The 26033-nt window shown below is 64.1% G+C and carries 25 protein-coding genes and 1 pseudogene; 6 read left to right on the forward strand and 20 right to left on the reverse strand.

Annotated features, from left to right (window positions below; genetic code table 11):
• Entirely contained in the window at positions 1–612 is a 612-nt protein-coding gene (locus ACX3P0_RS06660; protein ID WP_459079671.1) for an LOG family protein, read from the reverse strand.
• Between the two features lie 112 nt (positions 613–724).
• Between ACX3P0_RS06660 and ACX3P0_RS06665 the strand changes: the two genes are divergently transcribed.
• The 5 genes from ACX3P0_RS06665 to pssA all read left to right on the forward strand — a co-directional run bounded on the left by ACX3P0_RS06665 (position 725) and on the right by pssA (position 6172).
• A complete protein-coding gene (locus tag ACX3P0_RS06665) occupies positions 725–2251 on the forward strand; it encodes a LysM peptidoglycan-binding domain-containing protein (protein WP_459087424.1) in 1527 nt (508 codons plus the stop codon).
• Positions 2252–2312: 61 nt separating this feature from the next.
• Entirely contained in the window at positions 2313–2639 is a 327-nt protein-coding gene (locus ACX3P0_RS06670) for an ArsR/SmtB family transcription factor (RefSeq protein ID WP_459079673.1), read from the forward strand.
• A 14-nt stretch (positions 2640–2653) separates the two neighbouring features.
• Complete coding sequence (locus ACX3P0_RS06675) at positions 2654–4537, forward strand: ABCB family ABC transporter ATP-binding protein/permease (RefSeq protein WP_459079674.1); 1884 nt, start codon at positions 2654–2656, stop codon at positions 4535–4537.
• Positions 4538–4642: 105 nt separating this feature from the next.
• The gene (locus ACX3P0_RS06680) at positions 4643–5341 is read left to right on the forward strand and encodes a phosphatidylserine decarboxylase (protein ID WP_459087426.1); all 699 of its coding nucleotides are present in this window, start codon (positions 4643–4645) and stop codon (positions 5339–5341) included.
• 78 nt (positions 5342–5419) lie between these two features.
• Entirely contained in the window at positions 5420–6172 is a 753-nt protein-coding gene (gene pssA / locus ACX3P0_RS06685; RefSeq protein ID WP_459079837.1) for a CDP-diacylglycerol--serine O-phosphatidyltransferase, read from the forward strand.
• A gap of 27 nt (positions 6173–6199) precedes the next feature.
• On the opposite strand, the pseudogene ACX3P0_RS06690 reads toward pssA, so the two are convergent.
• The 5 genes and pseudogenes from ACX3P0_RS06690 to ACX3P0_RS06710 all read right to left on the reverse strand — a co-directional run.
• Positions 6200–6883: pseudogene (locus ACX3P0_RS06690) on the reverse strand (AMP-binding protein); the annotation flags it as partial.
• A gap of 260 nt (positions 6884–7143) precedes the next feature.
• The gene (locus ACX3P0_RS06695) at positions 7144–8052 is read right to left on the reverse strand and encodes a DMT family transporter (protein ID WP_459087433.1); all 909 of its coding nucleotides are present in this window, start codon (positions 8050–8052) and stop codon (positions 7144–7146) included.
• Between the two features lie 108 nt (positions 8053–8160).
• Positions 8161–8397 carry a hypothetical protein gene (locus tag ACX3P0_RS06700; protein WP_459087435.1) on the reverse strand — a complete coding sequence of 79 codons (237 nt, stop codon included), beginning with the start codon at positions 8395–8397 and terminating at the stop codon, positions 8161–8163.
• Between the two features lie 163 nt (positions 8398–8560).
• Entirely contained in the window at positions 8561–9193 is a 633-nt protein-coding gene (locus ACX3P0_RS06705) for a hypothetical protein (protein ID WP_459087437.1), read from the reverse strand.
• A gap of 89 nt (positions 9194–9282) precedes the next feature.
• Positions 9283–10038 carry an SDR family NAD(P)-dependent oxidoreductase gene (locus tag ACX3P0_RS06710; RefSeq protein ID WP_459087866.1) on the reverse strand — a complete coding sequence of 252 codons (756 nt, stop codon included), beginning with the start codon at positions 10036–10038 and terminating at the stop codon, positions 9283–9285.
• 177 nt (positions 10039–10215) lie between these two features.
• Between ACX3P0_RS06710 and ACX3P0_RS06715 the strand changes: the two genes are divergently transcribed.
• A complete protein-coding gene (locus ACX3P0_RS06715) occupies positions 10216–10638 on the forward strand; it encodes a DoxX family protein (protein WP_459079677.1) in 423 nt (140 codons plus the stop codon).
• 111 nt (positions 10639–10749) lie between these two features.
• Here the strand turns inward: ACX3P0_RS06715 and purF are convergent, their stop codons facing one another.
• The 14 genes from purF to rnr all read right to left on the reverse strand — a co-directional run bounded on the left by purF (position 10750) and on the right by rnr (position 26028).
• The gene (gene purF / locus ACX3P0_RS06720; RefSeq protein WP_459087439.1) at positions 10750–12219 is read right to left on the reverse strand and encodes an amidophosphoribosyltransferase; all 1470 of its coding nucleotides are present in this window, start codon (positions 12217–12219) and stop codon (positions 10750–10752) included.
• A gap of 89 nt (positions 12220–12308) precedes the next feature.
• Entirely contained in the window at positions 12309–12944 is a 636-nt protein-coding gene (locus ACX3P0_RS06725; protein ID WP_459087441.1) for a CvpA family protein, read from the reverse strand.
• A gap of 41 nt (positions 12945–12985) precedes the next feature.
• Positions 12986–14401, reverse strand: a complete 1416-nt coding sequence (gene radA / locus ACX3P0_RS06730; RefSeq protein ID WP_459079680.1) for a DNA repair protein RadA — start codon at positions 14399–14401, stop codon at positions 12986–12988.
• Positions 14402–14782: 381 nt separating this feature from the next.
• Complete coding sequence (locus ACX3P0_RS06735; RefSeq protein WP_459079681.1) at positions 14783–16273, reverse strand: replicative DNA helicase; 1491 nt, start codon at positions 16271–16273, stop codon at positions 14783–14785.
• A 216-nt stretch (positions 16274–16489) separates the two neighbouring features.
• Entirely contained in the window at positions 16490–17461 is a 972-nt protein-coding gene (locus ACX3P0_RS06740) for a small ribosomal subunit Rsm22 family protein (RefSeq protein WP_459087443.1), read from the reverse strand.
• A 1-nt stretch (position 17462) separates the two neighbouring features.
• A complete protein-coding gene (locus ACX3P0_RS06745; protein WP_459087445.1) occupies positions 17463–17786 on the reverse strand; it encodes a YnfA family protein in 324 nt (107 codons plus the stop codon).
• Between the two features lie 162 nt (positions 17787–17948).
• Positions 17949–19262 carry a class I SAM-dependent methyltransferase gene (locus ACX3P0_RS06750; protein ID WP_459079684.1) on the reverse strand — a complete coding sequence of 438 codons (1314 nt, stop codon included), beginning with the start codon at positions 19260–19262 and terminating at the stop codon, positions 17949–17951.
• 168 nt (positions 19263–19430) lie between these two features.
• Entirely contained in the window at positions 19431–20009 is a 579-nt protein-coding gene (gene rplI, locus ACX3P0_RS06755; RefSeq protein WP_459079685.1) for a 50S ribosomal protein L9, read from the reverse strand.
• 205 nt (positions 20010–20214) lie between these two features.
• Positions 20215–20463 carry a 30S ribosomal protein S18 gene (rpsR, locus tag ACX3P0_RS06760; RefSeq protein WP_006203718.1) on the reverse strand — a complete coding sequence of 83 codons (249 nt, stop codon included), beginning with the start codon at positions 20461–20463 and terminating at the stop codon, positions 20215–20217.
• On the reverse strand, positions 20463–20945 hold the full coding sequence (rpsF, locus tag ACX3P0_RS06765) for a 30S ribosomal protein S6 (RefSeq protein WP_459079686.1): 483 nt from the start codon (positions 20943–20945) through the stop codon (positions 20463–20465). The genes rpsR and rpsF overlap by 1 nt, the downstream gene beginning before the upstream one ends.
• 267 nt (positions 20946–21212) lie before the next feature.
• Entirely contained in the window at positions 21213–22397 is a 1185-nt protein-coding gene (locus ACX3P0_RS06770) for an MFS transporter (protein ID WP_459079687.1), read from the reverse strand.
• A 24-nt stretch (positions 22398–22421) separates the two neighbouring features.
• Positions 22422–23162, reverse strand: coding sequence for an NUDIX hydrolase (locus ACX3P0_RS06775; RefSeq protein ID WP_459087447.1), 741 nt, complete (start codon positions 23160–23162; stop codon positions 22422–22424).
• Positions 23163–23237: 75 nt separating this feature from the next.
• Positions 23238–23690 (reverse strand): DUF983 domain-containing protein, encoded by a 453-nt coding sequence (locus ACX3P0_RS06780; protein WP_459087448.1) that lies wholly within the window; start codon positions 23688–23690, stop codon positions 23238–23240.
• A gap of 16 nt (positions 23691–23706) precedes the next feature.
• On the reverse strand, positions 23707–26028 hold the full coding sequence (gene rnr / locus ACX3P0_RS06785; protein ID WP_459087450.1) for a ribonuclease R: 2322 nt from the start codon (positions 26026–26028) through the stop codon (positions 23707–23709).
• Positions 26029–26033 lie beyond the last annotated feature (5 nt).

Genomic DNA, 26033 nt, shown 5'->3' on the forward strand with positions numbered 1-26033 from the left:
TTACAACTTGTCGACGACCGCTTCGTTGCCGCCGGCGGGGATGCCGTTCTGAGCCGCGGCCGTCAGGATGGCGGCGACGATGGCTTCCGGGTCGTTGACGACAAGCGGCTGCACGCGATGCGCCGTATGGATGAAGCCTTCGGCGGTCATATGTTCCATCAGCGCCAGCATGGGGTCCCAGAAGCCGTTGACGTTGCCGAAAACCATCGGCTTGCGGTGATGACCCAGTTGCGCCCAGGTCATGATCTCGACGATCTCCTCGACCGTGCCGATGCCGCCCGGCAACGCCACAAAGGCGTCGGATTTGTCGAACATGATGTGCTTGCGCTCGTGCATGTTCTCGGTGACCACCAGTTCGCTCAAGCGGCCAAGCGCGGTTTCTGTGGCCTCCTTGTTCATCAGGAAGCGCGGGATGATGCCGGTGACGGTGCCGCCTGCCTGCAGCGCGCCCTCGCAGACGGCGCCCATGATACCCCTTGTGCCGCCGCCGTAAATCAGGCGAAGGCCGGCTTTGGCAAGGGAACGGCCAAGCGCATGTCCGGCATTGAGATAGGCCTCGTTGCGGCCCGGGGACGAGCCGCAATAGACGCAGACGGATCGAATCGTGTTCATGAAATCGATTGGGTATAGTGACCACTTCCCGGGTCAAGTCCTTCGGGGCTTTTTCTTGTCGGTTTCCGCAAAACAGGCTAGACCCATGTTTGCTGGCTCAGGGGTAGGCAATATGGCGATTACATCACTACGGGCTCTACTGTTCACGGCGGGCGGCGTTGTCGTCGTGGGCGGGGCGGCCTATGTCTCGGGTGCCTTCGATCGGACGGCGCCGGTCCCCGCGCCGGTCGCGGTGGCGACGACCGAACCGGCGCCCGCCGCAACCGCATCCGGTACTGCCGGCCGCGTCGGGGCTCCGGCTAGCGATGCTCCTGCTGCCGATGCTCCTGCTGTCGACGCCCCTGCTGCCGGTGCGATGGCCCCGGTGGCACCCTCGGCCATGGCGCCGCAAAATCCCGATACCAAGCCTGCCGCTCCCCCCAATTCTCCCGCTGCTGCGGGCGTGGTCGCGCCCACCTTCGATGTCGTGCGGGTGCAGGGCAACGGCTCGGTCGTCATCGCCGGCAAGGCGGCGCCCAATTCCAAGGTCGAGATCGTTCACGGCTCGGTCGTGCTCGGCAACACCATGGCCGGCGCGGACGGGACATTCGCCATCGTGCTCGACGATCCGCTCAAGCCCGGCGACTACCAGATCGTGCTGCGCTCCACGGCACCCGACGACGTCGTCGCCACGTCTGAGCAGACGGCCGTCGTCTCGGTGCCGGAACAGGCTGGTGGGCAGGTTCTGGCGATGGTCGAGGAACCCGGCAAGCCGGCTGAACTTCTGACCGTGCCGGAGCCGGAAAAGAAGGCGGAAACGCCGGCCGCGCCAGCCCCAACTGCTGAAACCGCCCCGGCCGAAACGCCAGCGGCTCAGGCAGTTCCGGCAGCGCCTGCGCCGACCGCGGCTGAAACACCGGCACCCGCACCAGCCGCGACCGAGGCACCGGCAAAAGCCGAGGCGGGCCCTAAAATCGCGGTCGAAGCGGTCGAGATCGACGGCAGCAAGATTTTTATCGCCGGTATTGCCGATGCAGGACGCAAGGTGCGCGCCTACGCCAACGACATTCTTTTGGGCGAAGCGGTGACTTCGCCGGACGGCCATTTCCTCGTCGAGGCGACCCGTGACATTCCGGTTGGCGATTACACGGTGCGCGTCGATGCGCTGGACGCGGATGGCGTCAAGGTAGCCGCCCGCGCCACCGTGCCGTTCGAGCGTGAGCCGGGCGAAACCATCGCGGCGGTAGCGCCCGCTGCCGCCGCCAAGCCTGCGCAAGCCGACGAGAAGGTGGCTGATGCCACTCAGCCCGCAGCCCCCCAGCCCGGTGCCACCGAACCCGTCGCCGCGCCGGCTACTGTCGAAACCCCCGATGGCGAAACCCCCGATGCCGCCGTGCCGGAAACCACCGCGCCCAAGCTGCAGCATGCCGATGGCGCGGTCATCATTCGGCGCGGCGATTCGCTGTGGCGCATTTCGCGCCGGGTCTATGGGCGCGGCATTCGCTATTCGACGATCTATCTGGCCAACCAGAAGCAGATCAGCGACCCGGACATGATCTGGCCGGGCCAGGTGTTCACGGTTCCCGACAAGTCGAAGGAAGGCGATTCGGCCGATTTGAAGGCGCTGGGGGAACAGGCGACGACCGTTCCCGCACAATAGTTTTCCTCGGTTCCTGCTTGCGGAAAACCCATCCATCGTTTATCGACGATGAACGATGCAGATGGGCGAGAGCAAAGGCGGCGCACACCGCTGCGGAACGGATAGCCGGGCGGTCGCCGCCAGGCTTGCGGCGCTGTCGCATCCGGCTCGCATCGAAATCCTGAGATATGTGTCGGCCAGCCAATCCTGCTGCTGCCGCGACGTGGTCGACCAGCTCGATCTGGCGCAGTCCACCGTCTCGCAACATCTGAAAATACTGGTCGAGGCCGGACTTGTCCGTTTCGCCACCGACCGGCAGCGCTCGCGCTACGAAGTCGACCGCCAGGCGCTCGCCGCCGTTTCGGCCAGCTTGGCCGAACTCGTCAACGCCTGCTGCCGACCCACATAAAGGCGACAATAAAAGTGTCAGAAAAGATCGTCTCCGCCGAGTCCGGCTCGACCATGAAAACGCTGCGCAACCTGTGGCCATATATGTATCCGGCCGACCGGCCGGACCTGCGCTGGCGCGTCACCTGGGCGACGTTGCTGCTGGTCATCGCCAAGCTGGTGCTGGTCGCTGGTCCGTATTTCTTCAAATGGGCGACGAACGCGCTCGCTGGCGAGGGCACAGCGCCGCCTCTGCCGGCAATCCTGCTGGCCCCGATCGCGCTGGTCGTGGCCTATAATTTCCTGCGGGTCACGCAGCTCGGCTTCAACCAGATGCGCGATGCGCTGTTCGCGCGCGTCGGGCAACATGCGGTGCGCCAGCTTGCTTACCGCAGCTTCGTCCACATGCACGAACTGTCGCTGCGTTTTCACCTGGAGCGGCGCACCGGAGGCCTGTCGCGCATAATCGAGCGCGGCACCAAGGGCATCGAGACGATCGTGCGCTTCATCATGCTCAGCACCGCGCCGACCATTCTGGAGTTCGCGCTGACGATTGGTATCTTCGCCTACAGCTATGGCTGGAAATACGTAATGGTCGTGGCGGTGACGGTCGCGATCTACACCTGGTTCACGGTCAAGGCGAGCGACTGGCGCATCGGCATTCGCCGCGACATGAACGACAGCGACACCGACGCCAACACCAAGGCGATTGATTCGTTGCTGAACTACGAGACGGTCAAATACTTCAACAATGAAGGCATGGAGGCCGCGCGCTTCGACCATTCGATGGCGCGCTACGAGAGCGCCGCCACGCGCATCTGGACCTCGCTTGGCTGGCTGAACTTCGGCCAGGGCGTCATCTTCGGCCTGGGCATGACGGTTGCCATGTGCATGTCGGCGCTGGAAGTGTCGCGCGGCACGCAGACGGTCGGCGATTTCGTCTTCATCAACGCCATGTTGATGCAGCTTGCGGTGCCGCTCAATTTCATCGGTTTCATCTACCGCGAAATCCGCCAGGGGCTGACCGACATCGAGCAGATGTTCGACCTGCTCGACGTGCCGCAGGAGGTTGTCGACAGGCCGGATGCGAAAACGCTGGCGGTCAGCACCGGCAGGGTCGAGTTCCGCGACGTGCATTTTGCCTATGACCCGAACCGGCAGATCCTGAAAGGCATCTCGTTCGAGGTGCCGGCCGGCAAGACGGTCGCCATCGTCGGCCCCTCGGGAGCGGGAAAATCCACGATTTCGCGGCTCTTGTTCCGCTTCTATGACGTTCAGCAGGGCTCGGTGCTGATCGACGGGCAGGACGTGCGCGGCGTGACGCAGGAAAGCCTGCGTGCGGCCATCGGCATGGTGCCGCAGGATACCGTGCTGTTCAACGACACCATCGCCTACAACATCCGCTACGGCCGCGTCGACGCCAGCGAGGACGATGTACGGCAAGCGGCGAGGTTGGCCCAGATCGATCCGTTCATCGAGCGCCTGCCGGACGGCTATCGCTCGATGGTCGGCGAGCGCGGCCTGAAACTTTCCGGCGGCGAGAAGCAGCGCGTGGCGATTGCCCGCACCATTCTCAAGGCGCCGCCTATCCTCATTCTCGACGAGGCGACATCGGCGCTCGACAGCCATACCGAGCAGGAAATCCAGGCGGCGCTCGACCTGGTCAGCAAGGGGCGCACCACCATCGTCATTGCGCACCGGCTTTCCACGGTCATCTCCGCCGACGAGATCATCGTGCTGAAGGACGGGCAGATTACCGAGCGCGGCACGCATGCCGCCCTGCTGCGCGAGAAGGGCCTCTATGCCTCCATGTGGGATCGCCAGCGCGAAGCCAACGAGGCGGAGGAGCGCCTGCGTATTGCCCAGGAAAACGACGAATTCGGCGTCGTGGTGCGCCGCCGTACCCCCGAACTTTCCTGAACAAGGGTTGGGGCTTTTTTGAACAATTGCTAATGGATTGTTGCGTTGCGGCTGGGGGTGCTTTCCGGTAGACAGACGCCAACCGAAACGGAACCGCCAAACCTCATGCAGCTTGCCGACACGATCAAAAATGCCTTCGTGCCGATCCATCGCCAAGGCTATCCCTTCATTGCAGCCTTTGCGGCCGTAACGCTGTTTCTCGGCTATTTTTCATCGATCCTGTTCTGGATCGGCCTCATCCTGACGGCCTGGTGCACCTATTTTTTCCGCGACCCGGAGCGCGTCACGCCGCTCGACGACCGGCTAGTGGTCAGTCCGGCCGACGGCGTGGTGTCGGCTGTTGGTCCGGCGGTGCCGCCGCGCGAGCTTGGCCTGGGCACGGCCGAGATGACGCGCATATCCGTGTTCATGAATGTCTTTTCCTGTCACGTGAACCGCGCGCCGGTGCGCGGCCGCATCGCCCGGATCGAGCATCGGCCCGGAAAATTCCTCAATGCCGAACTGGACAAGGCGAGCGCCGAAAACGAGCGCAACGGCCTGGTCCTCGAAAGCCCGAACGGCACGGTTGCGGCGGTGCAGATCGCCGGCCTCGTCGCGCGCCGTATCGTCTGCTGGGCGCAAGCCGGCGGCACGCTGGCCGTCGGTGAGCGCTTCGGCCTGATCCGCTTCGGCTCCCGCGTCGATGTTTTCCTGCCGCAAACCGCCACGCCGCGCGTTGCCGTTGGCCAGACGGCGGTTGCCGGCGAGACGGTGATCGCCGAATTCGGCGGTGCCGGGGCGTCTCCCCTCGTGCGCGTTTCGTAAGGCGGGCCGGTGGCTTCGTTCAAGAAATTCGAGCCGCACGGGGCCGGCGGGCCGCGCATCCGCGAAATCCCGCTGCGCATGATGTTCCCGAACCTGATTACCGTGTTGGCGATCTGTGCGGGCTTGTCGGGCATCCGTTTCGCCTTCGAGGGGCGCTTTGAGCCCGCGGTGGTGATGGTGCTTCTGGCCGCCTTCCTCGACGGTGTCGACGGGCGTCTGGCGCGATTGCTGAAGGCGACGTCCAAATTCGGCGCGCAGATGGATTCGCTGGCCGACATCGTCAATTTCGGCGTTGCTCCCGCGCTGGTACTCTACGCCTTCCTGCTCGACCGTGCCGGTTCGCCGGGCTGGATCGCGACGCTTCTATTCGCCATCGCCTGCGGCATGCGGCTGGCGCGCTTCAACGTGCTGGATGAGGACACCGAGCAACCCGCATGGCAGGCGGAGTATTTCGTCGGCGTGCCGGCGCCCGCCGGCGCGGTGCTGGTCATGCTGCCGCTGTACCTTTCTTTCCTGGGCTTGGAACCGACCAAGACCACGGCTTTCGTCAGCACCGGCTTTACCGTGCTGATTGCGTTCCTGCTGGTCAGCCGCCTGCCGGTCTATTCGGGCAAGAGCATCAAGATTCCCGGCGACAGGATGCTGGTGTTCATCCTCGCCGTCGCCCTCTACATCCTGCTTCTGGCGAGCTATCCATGGTACACGCTGACTGCGTCGGTCGCGGTCTACCTGCTGTTCTTGCCGTTCAGCGTGCGCGCCTATTCCCGCCGGGCCAAGCGCGAGGGCGAGGCGATCCTGCCGCCGGACGTGGACGAGAAAACGTCTGACTGATTAGAATCAGGACCGTTCCGTCGCGGCAAGGCGGACTTCGGCGATCCGGTCGAACAGCGCATTGCTGGACGCGATCGTCTGTTCGCCGGAGCGCGCGACCAGCCCGCCGATCGTCATCGGCTCCAGCGCCTTGACCGACAGCCGGGGGAACCAGCGGCGCGGCGCGTATTCGGCCGGCGTCAGCGAGACGGGCAGGTGCCGGGCGCCGGCGACGAAGATCGGCACGATCTGCGCATCGGCCTGCATGGCTATGCGGGCGACCGCTCGGTAGAGGCGGAATGATTTGACGTCCGGATCGACCATGTCCGGCATATAGACGGCAAGCCGCCCATTACCTTTCAGCACGCGCACCAGCCGCCGGCTGACGAAGACATGCTCGGCGTTGAAGGCGATCGTTCGGGCGAGTTCCCGCCACGGCTCCAGCCACGACGACCGCGCCGAAGCCTCGTCGAGAATGTGCAGCGTGTCTTCCGGTAAAAGCGAGAGCATCAGGGCCGGTTCCAGCCGCGACTGATGCACAATGACGTAGATCACTGGCGCTTTTACCTTCCGCGCGGCCGCGATTGCCGCATCGTCCATGCGATAAGCGAGCTTGAACGGCACATAGAGCAGGGCCTGGGTCAGTCCCAGTCCAAGCCGGACCTTGTCGATCACGCCGATCAGCAGCCAGCTTGCCGCGATGCCGGCCAGCAGCGAGAATGTCAGGATCATGCCGTCCTACTCCCAAAGGTTCACCCAACGGTTCACCCAACGATTCACCCAACGATTCACAAGGCGGGTCTGTCCGGATCCGGCGGCGACCCTATCGTACCTCGCCGAAAATCGGAATCGATTTTCGGTCTGACGCTCCAGGCAAAGAAAAGCCGGCCACGGGCCGGCTTGGAGGAGGACGGCCCGTGGCTTGGGGGATTGGGAGGGGGCCGTCATGGCATCAACGCCGCCGCATCGGAAAGGTTCCGCTGGGCCACATTTTATTTCCGAGCATGCTCGACCATCGCCATTGGCCGCTGCCTTGCCGCCAGCCAGTCGCGTCCGGCATGGACAAAGACCGCCGCAAGCACGATGCCGCCGCCGGCCATGCTGGCGGCTGGCGGAATTTCGGCCAGGAACAGGAAGGCGAACAGGATGGCGCAGGGAACTTCTGCCGCACCGAGCAGGCCCGCTTCGGCCGCCGGTATGAGCCTCGCGCCCTCGGTCCATAAGATCGAAGCCAGCGCGAAGGATACGCCAAAGGCCACCAGTAGCACGGCGTCGCGCGCCGATACGGCGAGCGGATCGGTGACGAACCAGCCGAGGCAGAACAGCAGGAACGCCGATACAGCACCGGCCCACACCACCGGCGTGTCGCGAAAGGCCCGCACCATGATCATGTAGAGCGCGCTGCCGACCGTCATCAGGAACGCAAGCCCGTCGCCGGCCAGCGAACCCGTGCCAAAGCCGGACCAGACCATGATCGAAACGCCGCAAAGCGAAACCGCCGCCGCCACGAGCGTTTGCAGGCGAACGGCCTCGCCGGACAGCATGAAGGCAAGCAGGGCAGCGACAAAGGGCGCGGTGGCGTAGATGATCGCGACATTGGCAACGAAGGTGAGCTTGAACGCGGCGATGAACGCGATGCTGGCCAATGCCCCTTCCACCGCAAGCAGCCAGCCGCGCCAGCCAAGCCGCAGGCTCGACCGCGTCCCGGAGCGGCGGCGGCGCCACAGCACATAAGCCGTGATGAAGAGCGCGCCGACCGGTCCCCGCCAGCACACGATCGCCAGGGGATCTGCATGGATCGACTTGGTCAGCACGCCGGCCAAGCCGAAAACGGCGGCCGACGAGGCCACCAGGATGGTGCCGAGAGTGCGCTCGGCATTGCGGTCGAAAGGGCGGGGCATGGCATCAATCCTTTTGCCAAGCCTAGACGACCGGTCCTGACACCCTCCTGTCAGGAGAATCGCGGTGTGCCGGCAGCGACCGGTCGAGGCGACGCCGCTGACGGGCCGCTACTGCGCCGGTGCCGGTGGTACCGGGACCGATTCGTCGTCGCCCATGTCGTCGGCATAGGGAGAGGCGCTGGGAATGCACTGGACGGTCCATCCGGCCGGGGCCGGCGTCTTCTGGTATTCGGCAACGGCTGACGTGCACTGGTCGCGCGTGTCGAAAGTGCTGGGCAGCACGACCATGCCGCCCTGTGGCCCGGCGACCACCAAATACCATACCAGGGCTATCGTCGATGACATGAAATCTCGCCTTCCTTTAAGGGGGGGGTCGAAGCAGGCCATGACCCTACCGCATCGGCCTCGAAACCGGAATCCGGTTTAGAGGAAAAAGACACAGAAAATCAGACAACCCGCCGAGGCCGTCTTTATCCTGCGCGAACCCGGCGCGGCTGAGGCGATCTGGCTATTTTGCCGCGAAGCAATAGAACAGGCCGTCGCCGCCGGTCCCTTTCAGGGCTTCCTGGCTGCATCCGCCGCGCGATGCGTGCGAGGAATTCCATGACTTGGCCGCTGCCGAATCATCAAGGCCGATACGGTCGGAATGCCCCATCATCGCAACACCCTCCGCGCCGCTCATGGTCCAGTCGCCGCAGGTCTGGTCGGCAATGCGGGTGCCGTCCGGCTTGGAGCCGGTCAGGATGTCATGCCGGTTCGGCTTATCGCCACGACCGTTGACGACTTCTCCCTTTTCGTTCAGCGCCAACTGCTTGGTCAGCTTATTGGCGTCTGAGTGCAGCGAGGCGACGTCGTCGGCGATCTTTTCGCCCTTGGCGTTGAACCATGGTCCGGCACCGATCCGGTCGCGGGCATCGGTATCGCTGGTCGAAAGATAGGCATGCCATGTCTTGCCGGTGACGCCTGCCGCCTCCGCCAGCATCGTGCAATGCGCATCGGCGCCGGCAAGGCCACCGAGGTCGGCCCCTTTGCCGGAACCCTGGCTGGTGACGAAGAAGCTTGTGGTCGTGTCTTGCGAATAGGCGGTGCCGCTCAGGGCAAGGAGGGCGGTGGCTGCTGTGGCGAGAAGCAATCTGCGCATCGTCGTTCTCCGCGTTGGGTGCCTTTCGGGCAATCCTACCAAAGTTTGCCCTGCCTGCCTATCGCGGTGTCGCTGCCTGCAAGCCCTGCCTATTCAGGCTGCCGGTAGGAAACCCAGCGGTCGTGCCTGGCCTGGTAGATCTGGCCGGTCCTGGTCAGCGAAGGGCTGGCCATCGGCACGATGCGGGCAGCGACTTCCGAAGGATGCGGCAGCGTCTCCGGGTCCTCGCCCGGCATGGCTTGCGCGCGCATGCCGGTGCGCGTCGCGCCCGGATCAGCGGCATTGATCCTGAGCGGCATGTTCTCGGCTTCCGCCGCCCATGAGCGCGTCAGCGTTTCCACCGCGGCCTTGGAGGCGGCGTAGGGACCCCAGAAGGCACGCGCCGAATGCGCCGCGTTGGAGGAAAGCACGATGGCGCGCCCGGCATCGGAAAGCCTGAGCAACGGATCGACGGAGCGGATCAGCCGCCAGGTCGAGGTGACATTGACGGTCATCACCTTCTCGAAGGTTTTCGCCTCGACATGGCCGATCGGCGAGATGACGCCGAGCACGCCGGCGTTGGCGACCAGGATGTCGAGCTTGCCCCAGCGCTCGTGGATCGCCCCGCCTAGCCGGTCGATACCCTCCATGTCCGCGAGGTCGAGCGGCACCAGCGTCGCTTCGCCCTTGCCCGTCCGGGCGCGCTCGGCCTTGATCTCGTCGTCCAGTTCCTCCAGCCCGCCCACTGTGCGCGCGACCGCAATGACATGCGCGCCGGCGGCGGCCATCTGCTTGGCGATGAAATAGCCGATGCCGCGCGACGCCCCGGTGACGAGGGCGATGCGGTTGGTGAGGTCAAGGCTCATGCGGACATCCAGTTCAGGCTGCTCGAGAATGCAGACCAGATAGGACGAATCGATCACAAACGGAACCCTGCCGGGTCGCAGTTGTGCCAAGCGCCTGCGACATTTCCGCTGGCCCTTGTCGGGAACGCGTGTGTATCAGCGTCCTTGGTCTAAATACTGATCAAAGGAGATGGATCGATGAGCAGAACCGTTGCAATCCTGGCCGCAAGGCTGATTTTCGCAGGCATGTTCGCGATGGCGACGACCTTCAAGTTTTCGGGGATGGACGCTACTGCCAGCTACATCGCGGCGGCGGGGTTCCCGTTCCCGCTGCTTCTGGCATGGCTGGCCGCCATCTTTGAAGTCGCGCTGGTGCTCGCCTTCCTGACTGGAGCTTTCTTCTCGGAAGCGGCGCTGCTGGCGGCGATCTATGTGATCTTCCTGGCCTTCGCCTTCCACGGCCCGTCCTATTGGAAGGCCAATCAGGGCGAGTTCGGCTTCTTCGTCGATCACTTCACGTTCCTGGCAGGGCTGCTGTTTGCGGCCGCCCACGGCCCCGGACGGCAATTCGCCATCCACCGGGGCTTCATCTGGCAGCGTGAAATCGCTGCCACGCCGTGATTGGGAGCCCTAAAGCATCGGACCGAAAAGTGGAATCCGGTTTTCGGGTTATTCCGATGCTCACTCAAAGAGTTAGATCGTCCTTTGTGCGTCCTGAGGGCGCACGGCGATCTAAAGCCCGCCCGTCGCCAGCAGCGACAGCGTACGGACATTGTCATGCCCTTCGAAATCGGCAAGGCGGGTCGGATACTGCTCGGTGAAACAGGCATCGCAAAACTGCGGCTGTTCGCCGTTGCGGCTCTGTTCGCCGACTGCGCGGTAAAGCCCGTCGATGGACAGGAAGCCCAGCGAATCGACGTGGATGAACTCCGCCATCTCCTCGACCGTCATGCGCGAAGCGAGCAGCTTGGATTTTTCCGGCGTGTCGACGCCGTAGAAGCAGGAAGCCCGCGTCGGCGGCGAGGCGATGCGCATATGCACTTCCTTCGCGCCCGCCTCGCGCACCATCTGCACGATCTTCTGGCTGGTGGTGCCGCGCACGATGGAATCGTCGACCAGCACCACGCGCTTGCCCTCGATCATGCGCCGGTTGGCGTTGTGCTTCAGCTTGACGCCCATGTGGCGAATGGAATCGCCGGGCGAAATGAAGGTGCGCCCGACATAATGGTTGCGGATGATGCCGAGTTCGAACGGGATGCCGGCTTCCTGCGAAAAGCCAAGCGCCGCCGGCGTACCTGAATCCGGCACCGGCACGACGATGTCGGCCTCGACCGGGCTTTCGCGCGAAAGTTCCGCTCCGATGCGCTTGCGCACGTCATATACGTTGCGGCCCTCGACCGAGGAGTCGGGCCGGGAGAAATAGACATATTCGAAGATGCAGAAGCGGCTTTTCTTCGCTTCGAACGGATAAAGGCTCTCAAGGCCACTGGCGGTGACGACGACCATTTCGCCGGGCTGCACGTCGCGCACGAAGCGCGCGCCGATAATGTCGAGTGCGCAGGTTTCGGAGGCGAGGATAAAGGCGCCGTCGAGATCGCCCAGAACCAGCGGCCGGATGCCCAGCGGGTCGCGGCAGCCGATCATCTTCTTGGACGACATGGCCACCAGCGAGAACGCGCCTTCCACCTGCCGCACCGCATCGATGAAGCGCGCGTTGAGGTCGCGTTCCTTGCTCATCGCCACCAGATGCAGGATCGTCTCGGTGTCCGAGGTGGAGGAAAAGATGGCGCCCTGTTTCTGCAGCGTGCGCTGCACGGTCATGGCGTTGGTCAGATTGCCGTTATGGGCGACCGCGAAGCCGCCGTCGGCAAGCTCGGCGAAGAAGGGCTGGATGTTGCGCAGGCCAGCCCCGCCGGTCGTGGCATAGCGCGTATGACCGATGGCGCGGTCGCCCTTGAGGCTGTCGATGACACGCTGCTTGGTGAAGGTGTCGCCGATCAGGCCGACATGGCGCTCGACGTGGAACTGGGTGCCGTCATAGGAAACGATGCCGGCCGCTTCCTGGCCGCGATGCTGGAGCGCATGCAGCCCAAGCGTGACGATGGCCGCGGCATCCTGCCGGCCGAAAATGCCGAACACACCGCATTCGTCGTGGAAATGATCGTCCGCTTCCGCGCCAAGCACATTATCTGCGTCTGCCATTGGGCCGAAGCTCCCGCTAAAACAGCTATATAAGCCACGAAACGGTCAGAAACAACGCAAAGGCGCGTGTTCTCCGGTGTGGATTGCGATCAATTTGCCGGCTGCGGCGCGTCTTCGCTATCGTCGGGCGCGGGCGTGCCGCTATCGTCGCCTTGCGCCGGCGCTTGCACGCCGGGGACGGGTTGTGTCTCCGTGCCGGCCTGCGGTTCTGCGATTGCGCCGTTCAGGCGCTTGAGGATCGAGTTTTCCGGGTCTTCCGGCAACATGCTTTCGATCTTGGTGCCGATCGATTCAAGCAGGGGGCGCGACTTGGCCCCGGAAATCCAGGCAGGGGCCTTGTCGCCGGCCAGCCAGTTAAAGAACATCAACGCGACAGCGACGACCAGAATGCCGCGCGCCGCACCGTACAGGAAGCCGAGCGTGCGGTCGAGCGCGCCGACCCGCGAATCGATGATCCAGTCGGCGAGCTTCATGGTGACGACCGTGACCACGATCAGCGCGATGATGAAGACGATGCCCGCCGCCGCCGCCATCGCCACCTTGTCGTTGTCGATATAGGGCTGAACGTAGGGAACCACCGGCTTGTAGAAGAAGAAAGCTGCTGCCGCCGCCGCGGCCCACGAGACCACGGAAAGAACCTCGCGCGAAAAGCCGCGCACCATGGCCAGCATCGCCGAAACGAGGGTGAAGCCGACCAGAATTCCGTCAAGCAGCGTAATCGGCATCGTGTTCGCCTCACTCAAGTGTCATCGCATGAAGCGACGGATCAATCTTCCTCGGCCGCGCGGCTGCGGCGCGTGCCGGCGATGCGGGCCACGAGATCGGCCAGATCGGTTGGCCGGAATGCGCCAGCCCCGATGCCGCTGGCCACTTCCTCGCTGCCTTTCGAACTGCCCAAGGGCAATACCGCGCTTCCAAATCCCAATTTTTCGGCTTCCTTGAGGCGCTGCTGCGCATGCGCAACCGGCCTCACGGCGCCCGACAGGCTGATTTCGCCGAAATAGACGCAATCGGCGGGAAGGGCAAGGCCGGTAAGCGAGGAAACAAGTGCTGCCGCGACCGCCAGGTCGGCGGCAGGCTCACGGATGCGGTAGCCGCCGGCGACATTGAGATAGACGTCGTGCTGGCCGAACTTCACGCCGCAATGCGCTTCCAGCACGGCCAAAATCATGGAAAGCCGTGCTCCGTCCCAGCCGACGACCGCGCGGCGCGGCGTGCCGAGCGAGGAGGGGGCGACAAGCGCCTGGATTTCGACCAGCACGGGGCGCGTGCCCTCCATGCCGGCGAAAACGGCAGCACCGGGCGACTTGGCATGGCGTTCGCCCAGGAAAAGCTCGGACGGATTGGCGACTTCGCGCAGGCCCTTGTCCGACATTTCGAACACGCCGATCTCGTCGGTCGGCCCAAAGCGGTTCTTCACCGTGCGCAGGATACGGTAGTGGTGGCCGCCTTCACCTTCGAAATAAAGCACCGCGTCGACCATGTGCTCGACCACGCGCGGTCCGGCGATCTGGCCTTCCTTGGTGACGTGGCCGACGAGCACGATCGCAGCTCCCGTCGATTTCGCATAGCGGATCATCGCCTGGGCCGCGGCGCGCACCTGCGTGACGGTGCCGGGCGCCGAATCGGCAAGGTCGGTCCACAGCGTCTGGATCGAATCGAGGATGAGGAGGTCGGGACGCTTGCCATCCGCGATGGTCGCCAGAATATCCTCGACATTGGTTTCTGCCGCGAGTTCGACCGGACTTCCGGCGACGCCGAGGCGCTGTGCGCGCAGCCGGATCTGGGCGACGGCTTCCTCGCCCGAGACATAGACGACGCGGTGGCCTTTTTCCGCAAGCGCTGCCGCCGCCTGCGTCAGCAGCGTCGACTTGCCGATGCCGGGGTCGCCGCCGACCAGAAGAGCCGAGCCGCGCACGAAGCCGCCGCCGGTGGCGCGGTCAAGTTCGCCGATGCCCGAGACGATGCGCGGCGCGTCCTCGATTTCGCCCGACAGGGTGGTCAGCACCACCGCGCGGCCCTTGCGCGCATTACGCGTCGAGGCCGGGCCGGAGCCGATGCCGCCCGCCGTGCCTTCCTCGACCAGCGTGTTCCACTCGCCGCAGGCGTCGCACTTGCCGGCCCAGCGCTGATGCACCGAGCCGCAATTCTGGCAGATGAACTGGATGCGGGATTTAGCCACGGCAGGGGTTTGCTGAAGGGGAGCGTGCGCGTCGAGTGAAAGCGGCCGAGTGGCCGAGGTTGCGAACCGCAAGAGCGGATAGGTTTGCGGGACAGCGCCCCTCTCTGTCCTGCCGGACATCTCCCCCGCATGGGGGGAGATCATGCACTCCGACGCCCAAGCCAATCTTCAACGTCGCAGAACGGGCAACAAAATTGCGGCCAGCTAATCTCCCCCCATGCGGGGGGTGAGGAGTGGTCGGCAGAAGGCCGAGGAAAAGCCAACGATTTGGCTTTCCCAGCGACGAACGCCCGGAGCGAAAGCGAAGGGCCTTCCGGCAGGACAGAGAGGGGCAACGTAGAGCGCTAACCCGCACGTTGATCTGTCCAAAAACGCCCACGTCTACTCGAACCGTTCCGCGATGTGGTGCTCTTCGGCGAGGTCGGAGAAGCGGGTGAATTCGCCCTGGAAGGCGAGGCTGACGGAACCGGTCGGGCCGTGGCGCTGCTTGGCCACGATCACCTCGGCCTTGCCGCGCATATCGTTCATCTCCATTTCCCACTTGATGTATTCCTCGGTGCCGGGCTTGGGCTCCTTGTTTTTCAGGTAATATTCCTCGCGGTACACGAACATCACCACGTCGGCGTCCTGCTCGATCGAGCCCGATTCGCGCAAGTCGGACAGTTGCGGGCGCTTGTCGTCGCGGCTTTCGACCTGGCGCGACAGCTGCGACAGCGCGATGATCGGAACGGAAAGTTCCTTGGCCAGCGCCTTCAGCCCGGTCGTGATCTCGGTGATTTCCTGCACGCGGTTTTGCGAGGCCTTGGCGCTCGACCCCTGCATGAGCTGGATATAGTCGATGACGATGACGTCGAGGCCGCGTTGGCGCTTCAGCCGCCGGGCGCGCGCCGAAAGTTGGGCGATGGAGATGCCGCCCGTCTGGTCGATGAACAGCGGAATTTTCTGCATGGTCTGCGAACAGGCGACCAGCTTTTCAAAGTCCATTTCGGTGATTTCGCCGCGCCGGATTTTCGACGACGGTATTTCCGTCTGCTCGGAAATGATGCGGGTGGCGAGCTGTTCCGACGACATTTCGAGCGAGAAGAAGCCGACGACGCCGCCGTTCGCGGCCTTGAACGAGCCGTCCGCCTGTTGCGCCGGCACATAGGCTTCGGCGATATTGAAGGCCATATTGGTGGCGAGCGAGGTCTTGCCCATGCCCGGCCGGCCGGCGATGATGATAAGGTCGGAGGGCTGCAGGCCGCCCATGCGGCTGTCGAGATCGCGCAGGCCGCAAGCGATGCCGGACAGGTGCCCGTCGCGCATATAGGCGGCATTGGCCATGTCGACGGCGGTTTTTACGGCATCGGTGAAACTCTCGAAGCCGCCATCGTAGCGGCCGGTTTCCGCCAGTTCGAACAAACGCCGCTCGGCGTCTTCGATCTGCTCGGACGGGGCCATGTCCACCGGTGCGTCATAGGCGATGTTGACCATGTCCTCGCCAACCGTAATCAGCGCGCGCCGCGTGGCGAGGTCGTAGATGGCACGGCCGTAATCGGAGGCGTTGATGACGGTCACGGCCTCGGCGGCGAGGCGAGCCAGATAATGCGCGACCGTCATGTCTCCGACCTTTTCGTCGGCCGGCAGGAAGGTTTTTATCGTCACCGGATTGGCCATCTTGCCCATGCGGATCAGCTCGGCCGAGACGTCGAAAATCTTGCGGTGCAGCGGCTCGTAGAAATGACCGGACTTCAGGAAGTCCGAAACGCGGTAGAAGGCGTCGTTGTTGACCAGCATCGCGCCCAGCAACGCCTGCTCGGCCTCGATGTTGTTCGGCGCTTCCCGATAAAGCGGTTGTTCCGCGACCTCGAATTTGCGCGCTGCCTCTGCCATGCCGTCCCCGATTCTTGTCTCCCTATCTGATAGCAGAACGCGGCGAGCCGGTGCTGGAATATCTGCCTCGGGGCCGCTTGAACCGCCGCTATTCACAGCCGGACGGCATCCGTGGAAAGAATCACATTGACTCGAATCGGCGTTGCTGCCCCGGTTCGGCAATACTAGAACAAACAAAGAACAATCTGCAAGCAGATTCCGCACTTGCCCGTTGCATCAATCGGAAAGGGCGTCACCCCAGTCGGCGCGCCGCGCGTTTTTGAATGTCGCACCGTCGCGCTTGGTGAACAGAAGCTCCGTGGCATCGCCGCCGGGTTGGCACAGTTTGAGCAGAACCTTGCCGGAACCGGATTTCGGCGGTGCGAGCACCCTTGGCCGACGCATCTCGGCGGGTTGGCGCGAGGCGGCGACGAAAATATATTTCTCGTCCTCCCACGGCACTTCGGCGTCCTTGGAAAGCCGGTGCAGGCGCGAGCGGGCGACGCGGCGGGCAAAATGGCACCAGTCGGGGGCCGTGATCGGGCAGGGTTTTTCGTGCGGGCAGGGGGCCAGCACATGCGCGCCGGCGTCGATCAACTGCTGGCGAACGGCAAGAATACGCTGCCAGCCGGCCGGCGTGCCGGGTTCGACGATCAAAAGCGTGTCCGTCGTCAGCGCCCACAGCCGCTCGATCAGCCTGGGCCGCGATGCCGGCGCCATCTCGTCCAGCACATAGGCGGCGGTGACGAGGTCCGCTGCCGCAGCGCCGGCGAGGTCGATGGTCGCGTCACCGCTCAGCCAGGTAATTTTGGTGCCGAAATTGCCTTCGGCGGCGAGCTGTTCGCCGGTCGCCCGCGCCGGTCGGCTCGCCTCCAGCAGGGTTGCCTGTTGCAGACCGGGCCAGAGATCGATCGCCGCCCATACAACGGTGCCGGGACCCGCGCCGATATCGAGCAGCGTCTGGGGCGAGAAATCGGGCCGCGCTTCGCTCACCGCTTCAAGGCAGGTCCGCACGGCGGCGTAGGTCGCCGGCAGGCGCGTCGCCAGATAGGCCTTGACCGCAAGTTCTTCGGCCATGTGCAGGCGGCCGTCGCGCGTTTCGGCGCGGTAGCGGTCGGACAGCGTTTTTGCCGCCTGCCGAAGTGCCGGCAACGGCGTGCTTTCAAGCAGGCGATCGATCGCCTGCCGAAGCTGCGCTGGAAGCTCCATCCTATGCTCCCCGTGGAGCAAGCAGGACGACCGATGCGCCGCCGACGCAAAGGGCGGCTCCCAGGAAATCGAAACGGTCGGGCCGCATGCCTTCGGCCAGCCACAGCCAGCCGAGCGAGACCGCGATATAGATGCCGCCATAGGCCGCGTAGGCGCGGCCCGCCGCATCGACCTGAACCTGCGCCAGAAGCCAGGCGAACAGGACGAGCAGGGCGATACCGGGCACCAGCCACAGCGGCGATTTTTCCAGCCGCCACCACGCCCAGACGGAAAAGCAGCCGGCAATTTCCGCCAGCGCAGCGGCGATATAGAGAAAATAACGCATCGACGGACCCCGCAATTGCGAAGCCTTATCGACCGCAAATGCCGTGCTTGGCAAGCGTCGGTGTCGGCAGGCGGGGCAGCGAGTCTGCGTCGGAAAATCGCTCCCCTCTCCGCGACCGACCGGTTTCGACGGCAGCCGCGTCTATGCACCTTGCGGAGCGCACTATTTGGTGCGCGAAACCTTGCGTCGGCCGGCGGGTTTGGCTGCGTGCGTGTCGCCCGACGTGGCCGCGGCTTCACCGGGCTGATGGCCCATTTCGTGCATCGTCAATGCCTTCTCGCACTTGCCGATATAGTCGCGTGTTACGGGCAGAACGTCGTTTTTGCGGGTCAACTGGATCTGGAAATTGACCAGATCCTGCCAGCGGAACGAGGCCTCCGAACCGCAGAGGTAAAATTCCCACATGCGGCAGAAGCGCTCGTCATAGATCGCCTTGACCTTGTCGCGGTTGGCCATGAAGCGTTCGCGCCAGTTTTTCAGCGTCTCGGCGTAGTGCAGCCGCAGGATTTCCACGTCGGTAGTGGCCAGCCCCGATTTCTCGATATGCGGGGTCACTTCCGACAGCGCCGGAATATAGCCGCCGGGAAAAATATATTTTCGGATGAAGGCGCTGGTCGTGGTCGGCGGCGCGGTGCGGCCGATCGTATGCAGCAGCATGACGCCGTCGGGCTTCAGCAGCGTTGCGCATTTGTCAAAGAAGGTCCGGTATTGCGTGACGCCGACATGCTCGAACATGCCGACCGAGACGATGCGGTCAAAGCGCTCCGACAAATCGCGGTAGTCGCGCAATTCGAAGTGGACGCTGTTTTCCAGCCCCGCCGCGCGGGCGCGCTCGGTCGCCACCTGATGCTGTTCGGTCGACAGCGTCACGCCCAGCACTTCGGCGTCGAAGGTCTTGGCGATGTACAGCGCCAGCCCGCCCCAGCCACAGCCGATATCGAGCACCGTCTGCCCCGGCTTGATGCGCAGCTTTGCCGCTATGTGCTGCTTCTTGGCCAGTTGCGCAGCTTCCAGCGTCATGTCCGGGTTTTCGAAATAGGCGCAGGAATACTGCATGTCCTCGTCGAGGAAGAGCTTGTAGAGATCGCCCGACAGGTCGTAATGGCGCTCGACATTGCGCTTGGAGCGCCGCTCGGTATTCCATTGCTGCAACGGCCGCGCCGTCATCCGGGCGGAGTTCAGCAGCTTGCCCCAGGTCGAGTCGGTCCACGAAATGCCGATATTATCGTATACGAGGTGCAGGAAGCTGAGGATGTCGCCTTCGACGAAGTCCAGTTCCTGGTCCATGTAGGCTTCGGGGATGCCGAGCGTCGGGTGAAGGGTGATTGCCCTTTCAGCGTGGCGGGTGTGGATGACCATATGCGTCCGCTCGCCGCTGCCGTCGCCAAACCGTCGCGTGACGCCGTTGGGGCCGGTCATGCTGAGATTTCCGGTATGGACGATGCGCTCCACGATGCGTTGAAGTAGGAGGTTCATGACTAGCCCTCATGCAGAAAGCGTTGTGTGGCTCGATTGTGCTAAAAGCAGAAGGCGTTGAAAAGTTCCAGTTCGACAAAAAACCCGGGCACGAGGCCCGGGTTTTTGGTCCAGAAATCGCTTTCTGGCGATAAAAGGTTGAAAGTCGGAGATAAAAAGGCCTTGGGCCTATTCCTCGTCGCCTTCGCCCATTTCGTTCGGATCGAAGAAATTGTCCGGGCGGGCATTGTCGTTGATGTCTTCGCCGTAGATGGCTTCGGCGGTGGTCAGCGTCTCGCCCTTGGACTGGCGCTCGGCTTCGTCCGCGGTGCGCGCGATGTTGAGCGTGATGGTAACTTCGACTTCCGGATGCAGCGCAACGGCCACATTGGTCAGGCCGATGGTCTTGATCGGGTGGTTGAGCTCGATCTGGTTGCGGTTGATCGTGAAGCCCTCAGCGATCAGCAGGTCGGCGATGTCGCGGGTCGAAACGGAGCCGTAGAGCTGGCCTGTTTCGCCGGCCGAACGCACGGCCACGAAGCTCTTGCCGTCAAGCGTTTCGGCAACGTGTTCGGCTTCCGACTTGCGTTCCAGGTTGCGAGCTTCGAGCTGGACGCGCTGGCCTTCGAACTTGGCCTTGTTGACGGTGTTGGCGCGCAGCGCCTTGCCCTTGGGCAGCAGGAAGTTACGGCCGAAACCGTCCTTGACCTTGACGGTGTCGCCCATCTGGCCGAGGCGGGCGACGCGTTCGAGAAGAATGACGTCCATGATCTTGTCCTTTGTCTAGCGCCCCAGGGGGCAGACGAAATGAACAGGTCAGGAAGCAAAAGGGCGCGTGGCGCCGGTGTCGCTGTCCTGCCTGTGGCGGCAGTTAGAGGCAGTTCGCCTCAACTCGGGATTTTGAATTTCAACCGGCCATGCCCGTCATGGTCGGAGAAAGACAGCGGGCGCGGACGCCCGCCGTCGAAAAAAATCAGCGAACCACGTAGGGCAGCAGGCCGAGGAAACGGGCGCGCTTGATCGCCTTGGCGAGTTCGCGCTGCTTCTTCTGGCTGACGGCGGTGATGCGCGAGGGCACGATCTTGCCGCGCTCGGAAATGTAGCGCTGCAAGAGACGCACGTCCTTGTAGTCGATCTTCGGAGCATTGGCGCCGGAGAACGGGCAGGTCTTGCGACGGCGATGGAAAGGACGCCGGGTCGGGATCTGGTTGATGTCGACCATTATTCTGCGTTCCCTTCAAAGCTGCGCTGCGGGCGAGGGCCACGGTCGCCGCCGCCATCGCGGTCGCCGCCGAAGCTGCGGGCCGGACGATCGCCGCGATCACGGTCGCCGAACGAACGCGGGCCGCGATCGCCGAAGCTGCCGCGCTCGGAGCGCTCTTCGCGCTTCTGCATCATGGCCGACGCGCCTTCCTCGTGCTTCTCGACCTTGACGGTCAGAAAGCGCAGGATGTCCTCGGACAGGCCCATCTGGCGCTCCATTTCCTTGAGAGCTTCCGGCGGGGTGGTGAGGTCCATGAGCGTGTAGTAAGCCTTCCGGTTCTTGTTGACCCGGTAGGTGAGGGACTTCAGTCCCCAGTTCTCGATCCGGCCGACCGAACCGCCGCCTGCCTCGATGACACCCTTGAAACGCTCAACGAGTTCATCGACCTGCTGCTGCGACAGATCCTGCCTGGAAAGGAACACATGTTCGTATAGAGCCATATTGTTCTCATACCTTTCTTCGTTTCTCTTCCGGTCCCGGCGGCGAGAGCCTCTGCGATTTCTCTGACCCGGCAATCCTTGTGCAGGAAACGGGGAAGAAAGGCGCAAACGAGATGGTCGAGAGCGGAGACACGGGAGGCGGAAGCACTTTTTGGCTTCACGCGGCGATTTCTTGCGAAAGCGCCGGCCCTCCGTTCAGCCCCCAGCTAGGACCGGCAGATTGCGGGCGTCTATACAGTAATTCTGGCGCAAGGCAAGCGTGCCGGCTCAGCGTCGGGCGGCTGTGACGATCAGCCGCCCGACCGCCAGCACGATATAGGCGCCGAAGAACAGGGCCAGCGCCCAGCCGAAGCCGTTCGGGCCGAAAATATCCATGCCGATGCCGATCGCCTGCGGTCCCAGCACCATGCCGACACCGTAGCATAAAACGAAGGCTGCATTGGCCGACGCCAGTTCGTGGCCGGAAAGCTTGGAACCGAGATGTGCCAGGCCCACCGTGTACATGGCCGCGACCACGCCGCCCCACACGAACAGCAACGACGCCATCAGATGCCAGTTGGCGGCAAACAGCGGCATGCATGCAGCGCCGGCAAGGCCGACGACTGCGCAGACAAGCAGCAGGTAGCGGCGATCCTTGACGTGGTCGCTGATCATGCCGATGGGAATTTGCAGCAGCACGTTGCCGAGCCCGATCATGGTCAAAAGCAGGGCCGCGTCCGCTTCCGAATAGCCGATGCGGCTGCCATAGATGGGAAACAGCGCGAAGCCACCGGTCTCGATCGCGCCGAATACCAGCACGGCGGCCGTCGCCGTCGGCACCAGCCAGATATAGCGCAGGAAGCCGCTGGTGCCTTCGCCCGTTGGGTGGATGGGCGGGCTTTCGTTGCGTGCCATCAGTACGGGGATCGCGGCCAGCGTCACCAGCAGGAAGGTGACGCCGAAAGGCAGGAAGCCGCCGCTGCCAAGGCGTGAAAACAGCCAGGGACCCGCCGCGAAGCCGAGCGATAGGACGGTGGCGTAGCAGCCGAGAACGAGGCCGCGCCGACGCGGCGGGGCCGACGTGCTGATCCAGAATTCGGACAGGATGAACAGGATCGTCAGCGAGATGTGCAACGCCACGCGCAGCGGAAACCACATCCAGAAGTCGGGCGCGAAATAGAATCCGACAAAGGCGAACGCGCCGGCGGCGATCGCCGCCAGCATCGTCCAGGCAACGCCGAAGCGTTGCGCCAGCGGCGTCGCCATTGGCGCGCCGGCAATCGAGGCAAGGCCGGCGATCGCCGTATTGAGGCCGATCATCGTTGCCGAATGGCCCCGCGATTCGAGAATCACGCTGAGCAGCGGTACGCCGAGGCCGATGGCGATGCCGACCACGCTGATCGCCGAAATCGCGGCGATCATCGGCAACCAGTGGATTTGTTCGTCAGCCTGCGGCGTGGTGTCGACCGTCATGAAAATTGGGCGCCTGACTGCTTGCTACAGAAGATCGCGGATAAAATGGGTGCGCACCAGCCGGTAGAAGGGCACATCGCCGCCGGGCCGCAACTGCGGGTCGAGGGCAAGCCGCGCTTCCAGCTCTCCCAAAATCGTCCGGGTGATGGCCGGAATATCGGCCTCGCGCGCCTGGGCAAGTGGCAGCCAGACCAGTTCTTCCAACTCGTTCGTCGGCCCGCCGTCCGGCAGTTCCACGGCGACTTCGCTTCGCCAGACGCCGAGGAACCGCGTGTCGAAGCGGCGGACGCGGCCGGGCGGCGTAATGGCGCGGGCAATGAAGCGAACCGCGCCGAGCGAGGGCTGCACGCCATGCTCGACGAAGCCTTGCCAGTCGCTTTTGCCGGTCGCAAACGGGCCTTTTTGCCCAATCAGCAGGCCGGCTTCCTCGTAGGTCTCGCGGATGGCGGAAAGGGCGATGGCGCGTGCGCGCGTGGCGCTGGTGCGGCCGGGGCCGGCGCACAGCCTGGCTTCTTCATCCGGGTGCAGGCTGGTGGCGACGGCGATGCGGCTGTCGGCCGGGTCGGTCCGCCCGCCGGGAAAGACGAACTTGCCCGGCATGAAGGCGTGACGGGCGCTGCGCCGGCCCATCAGCACCGAGACGTTGCCGCCCTTGCGGTCAAGCAGAATCAGCGTCGCGGCATCGCGCGGCCGCTTGGGCCCCGCGCCCAGCGCGGCGTCGTTGCGTTCGGCGCGGTCGAGTTCCGCCCTGGTCATTTCATTCATGGAGGTACGGATTAGCGGAAACTTCTTGCAGGCGATAGGGACGGCGGCGGCGTTCGGATTGCGCCAGTGCGGGCGTCACGCCTCCGGGTGGGTCTCGATATAATCGGTCTCGCCGCCGAAGCCGTGCATGTAGAACGCCCATTGCAGGCCGACGACCGCACCCTTGATCGGTTGCAGCAGGGCCAGCGACAATATGACGGTCAATGGCAGCCATATGAGGAGATGCAGCCACATCGGCCAGAAGGTCGTCATTTCTACGGCCATGAAGCCGCCGACGACGATATGGCCGACGATGGCGATCACCAGATAGGCGGGCAGATCGTCGGCCCGGTGGTGGTAAAGCTCCTCGCCGCAAACGGCGCATTTGTCGACCGGCTTGACGAAGGCGCGAAACAGCTTGCCTTCGCCGCAATGCGGGCAACGGCCCATGAAGCCGAACTTGATCGCCTGCCATGCCGGCCTGCGCACCCGGCCCGACTGATGCTCACCGCCGAAAACCTGCTCGTCCACCACATCTGCCTTGGTCATGCCGGTGCTTCCATCCTTAACGTCTTCTGCGCGATCCGCCTCGCGGCTGCGAGGCACGGCCCCGTGAAGCGCCGCCCTTGGACTTGTGGAACGACCGCTTCGAACCGGGCAGCGGTTTCGGCTCGGTCAGCATCTCGAAGCGCATCGCGCCCGCCATAGGCGCCACCTCGATCAGCCGAACCTCGACGCGGTCGGCAAGCTGATAGCCTTTTCCTGTCCGCTCCCCGAAAAGCGATCGGGCTGCTTCGTCGTATATATAGTAATCGCCATCGAGCGATGACACCGGGATAAAGCCATCTGCGCCGTACTGCGGCAATTGGACAAATAGTCCTGATTTGGTGACACCCGAAATGCGCGCATCGAAGCGCTCGTCGATGCGTTCGGCGAGATAGCTGGCGATCAGCCGGTCGACCGTGTCGCGCTCTGCCTTCATGGCCCGGCGTTCCGCCGCCGAGATCAGCACGCCGACATCCTCCAGCCGCGCCTCTTCTTCCGGCGTCAGCCCGTCGGGGCCGAGGCCGAGTGCGGCAATAAGCCCGCGATGCACGATCAAGTCGGCATAGCGGCGGATCGGCGAGGTGAAATGCGCGTAGCGCCGAAGGTTGAGGCCGAAATGCCCGAGATTGGCCGGCGAATATTCGGCCTGGCTTTGCGAACGCAGCACGACCTCGTTGACCAGTCCCTCATTGTCCTGGCCCCGCACCCGCTCGAGAATGCCGTTGAACTGGGCCGGCTTCATCTGTGCGCCGCGCGCCAGCGAGAGGCCTAGCGTCTGCAAGAATTCGCGCAGCGATTCCTGCTTGGCCATCGAGGGCGCGTCGTGGACGCGGTAGACCAGCTTCTGCTTCTTGCCTTCCAGCGTTTCGGCGGCGGCAACATTGGCCTGGATCATGAACTCTTCGATGAGTTTATGCGCGTCCAGCCGCTCCGGCACGATGACGCGGTCGACGGTGCCGTCTTCCTTGAGCACAATCTTGCGTTCCGGCAAATCGAGTTCCAGCGGCTGGCGTCCGTCGCGCCCGCGTTTCAGCACCGCATAGGCATCCCATAGCGGCTTGAGAACGGTGTCGAGGATCGGCCCGGTCTTGTCGTCGGGCATGCCGTCGATGGCCGCTTGCGCCTGCGCGTAGGCGAGTTTGGCCGCCGATTTCATCATGATGCGATGGAACGAATGCCGAATTTTGCGGCCGTCGGCCCCGAAAGTCATGCGCGCGGCCAGCGCCGGGCGGTCTTCGCCCTCGCGCAGCGAGCAGAGGTCGTTGGAGATGCGCTCCGGCAGCATTGGCACGACGCGATCGGGGAAATAGACCGAATTGCCGCGCAGCAGCGCCTCGCGGTCGAGCGCGGTGCCGTAGCGAACATAGGCGGCGACATCGGCGATGGCGACGGTGACGATAAAGCCGCCCGGGTTTTTCTCGTCCGTATCCGGTTCGGCGAACACGGCGTCGTCATGGTCCTTGGCATCGGCGGGGTCGATGGTGACGAGCGGAACGCTGCGAAAATCCTCGCGGCCCGCCATCGTCGCTGCCTTGGCGGATTCCGCCTCGGCGATGACAGAGGCCGGAAAGATGTGCGGGATGTCGTGGGCGTGGATGGCGATCATCGAAACCGCCTTTTCGCTGGTCAGCGAACCCAGCACCGTCAACACTTTGGCGCGCGGCAGGCCGTAGCGCGAGGCGCGCGCCGGCTCGACCTCGACCAGGTCGCCGTTTTTCGCGCCGTTGGCAAATTCCGTGTCGACGATCAGTTCCGGCTGGCGCCGCTCCACCGGCTCGATGCGGAACGTGCCGTCCTTGAGCACGCGGAACACGCCGAGCACCGCGTCGGTGCGCTTCTCGAAAACCTTGATGACACGGCCCGTATAAGCGGGGCCGGTCGGATCGTCGGTGGCGAAGGTTTTTGCAAGCACGCGGTCGCCGATGCCCGGCGTCTGCGCGCCATTGCCGCTGCGGGAAATACGGATCGAGACAACCGGCGGCTCGCCGTCGCCAACATTCTCGGTCGGATGCGCCAACAAAACGCCGTCGCCGTCGCGCCCGAAAATATCCAGCACCGCGACATGGGGCAGGACGCCGACGCGGGCGAGCCGCTTGCGTTCCTTGGTCAGCAGGCCCTCGTCCTGCAGATCGCGCAACAGGTCCTTCAGCCAGATGCGGTCGTCGCCCTTGAGCGCGAAGGCCTTGGCGATGTCGCGCTTGCCCGAACGGTCCGGGTTCTCAGTGATGAAGCGCAGGATTTCATCGCGCGAGGGCCGATAGGCTTCCTTGCTCGTCGTTTTGGAGCGGGTATCGGCGGTGCGGGGATCGCCGTGCCCGCGTCCGGTGATCCTGCGTGCCACTGGCT

The sequence above is a fragment of the Mesorhizobium sp. A556 genome, from assembly GCF_054489545.1.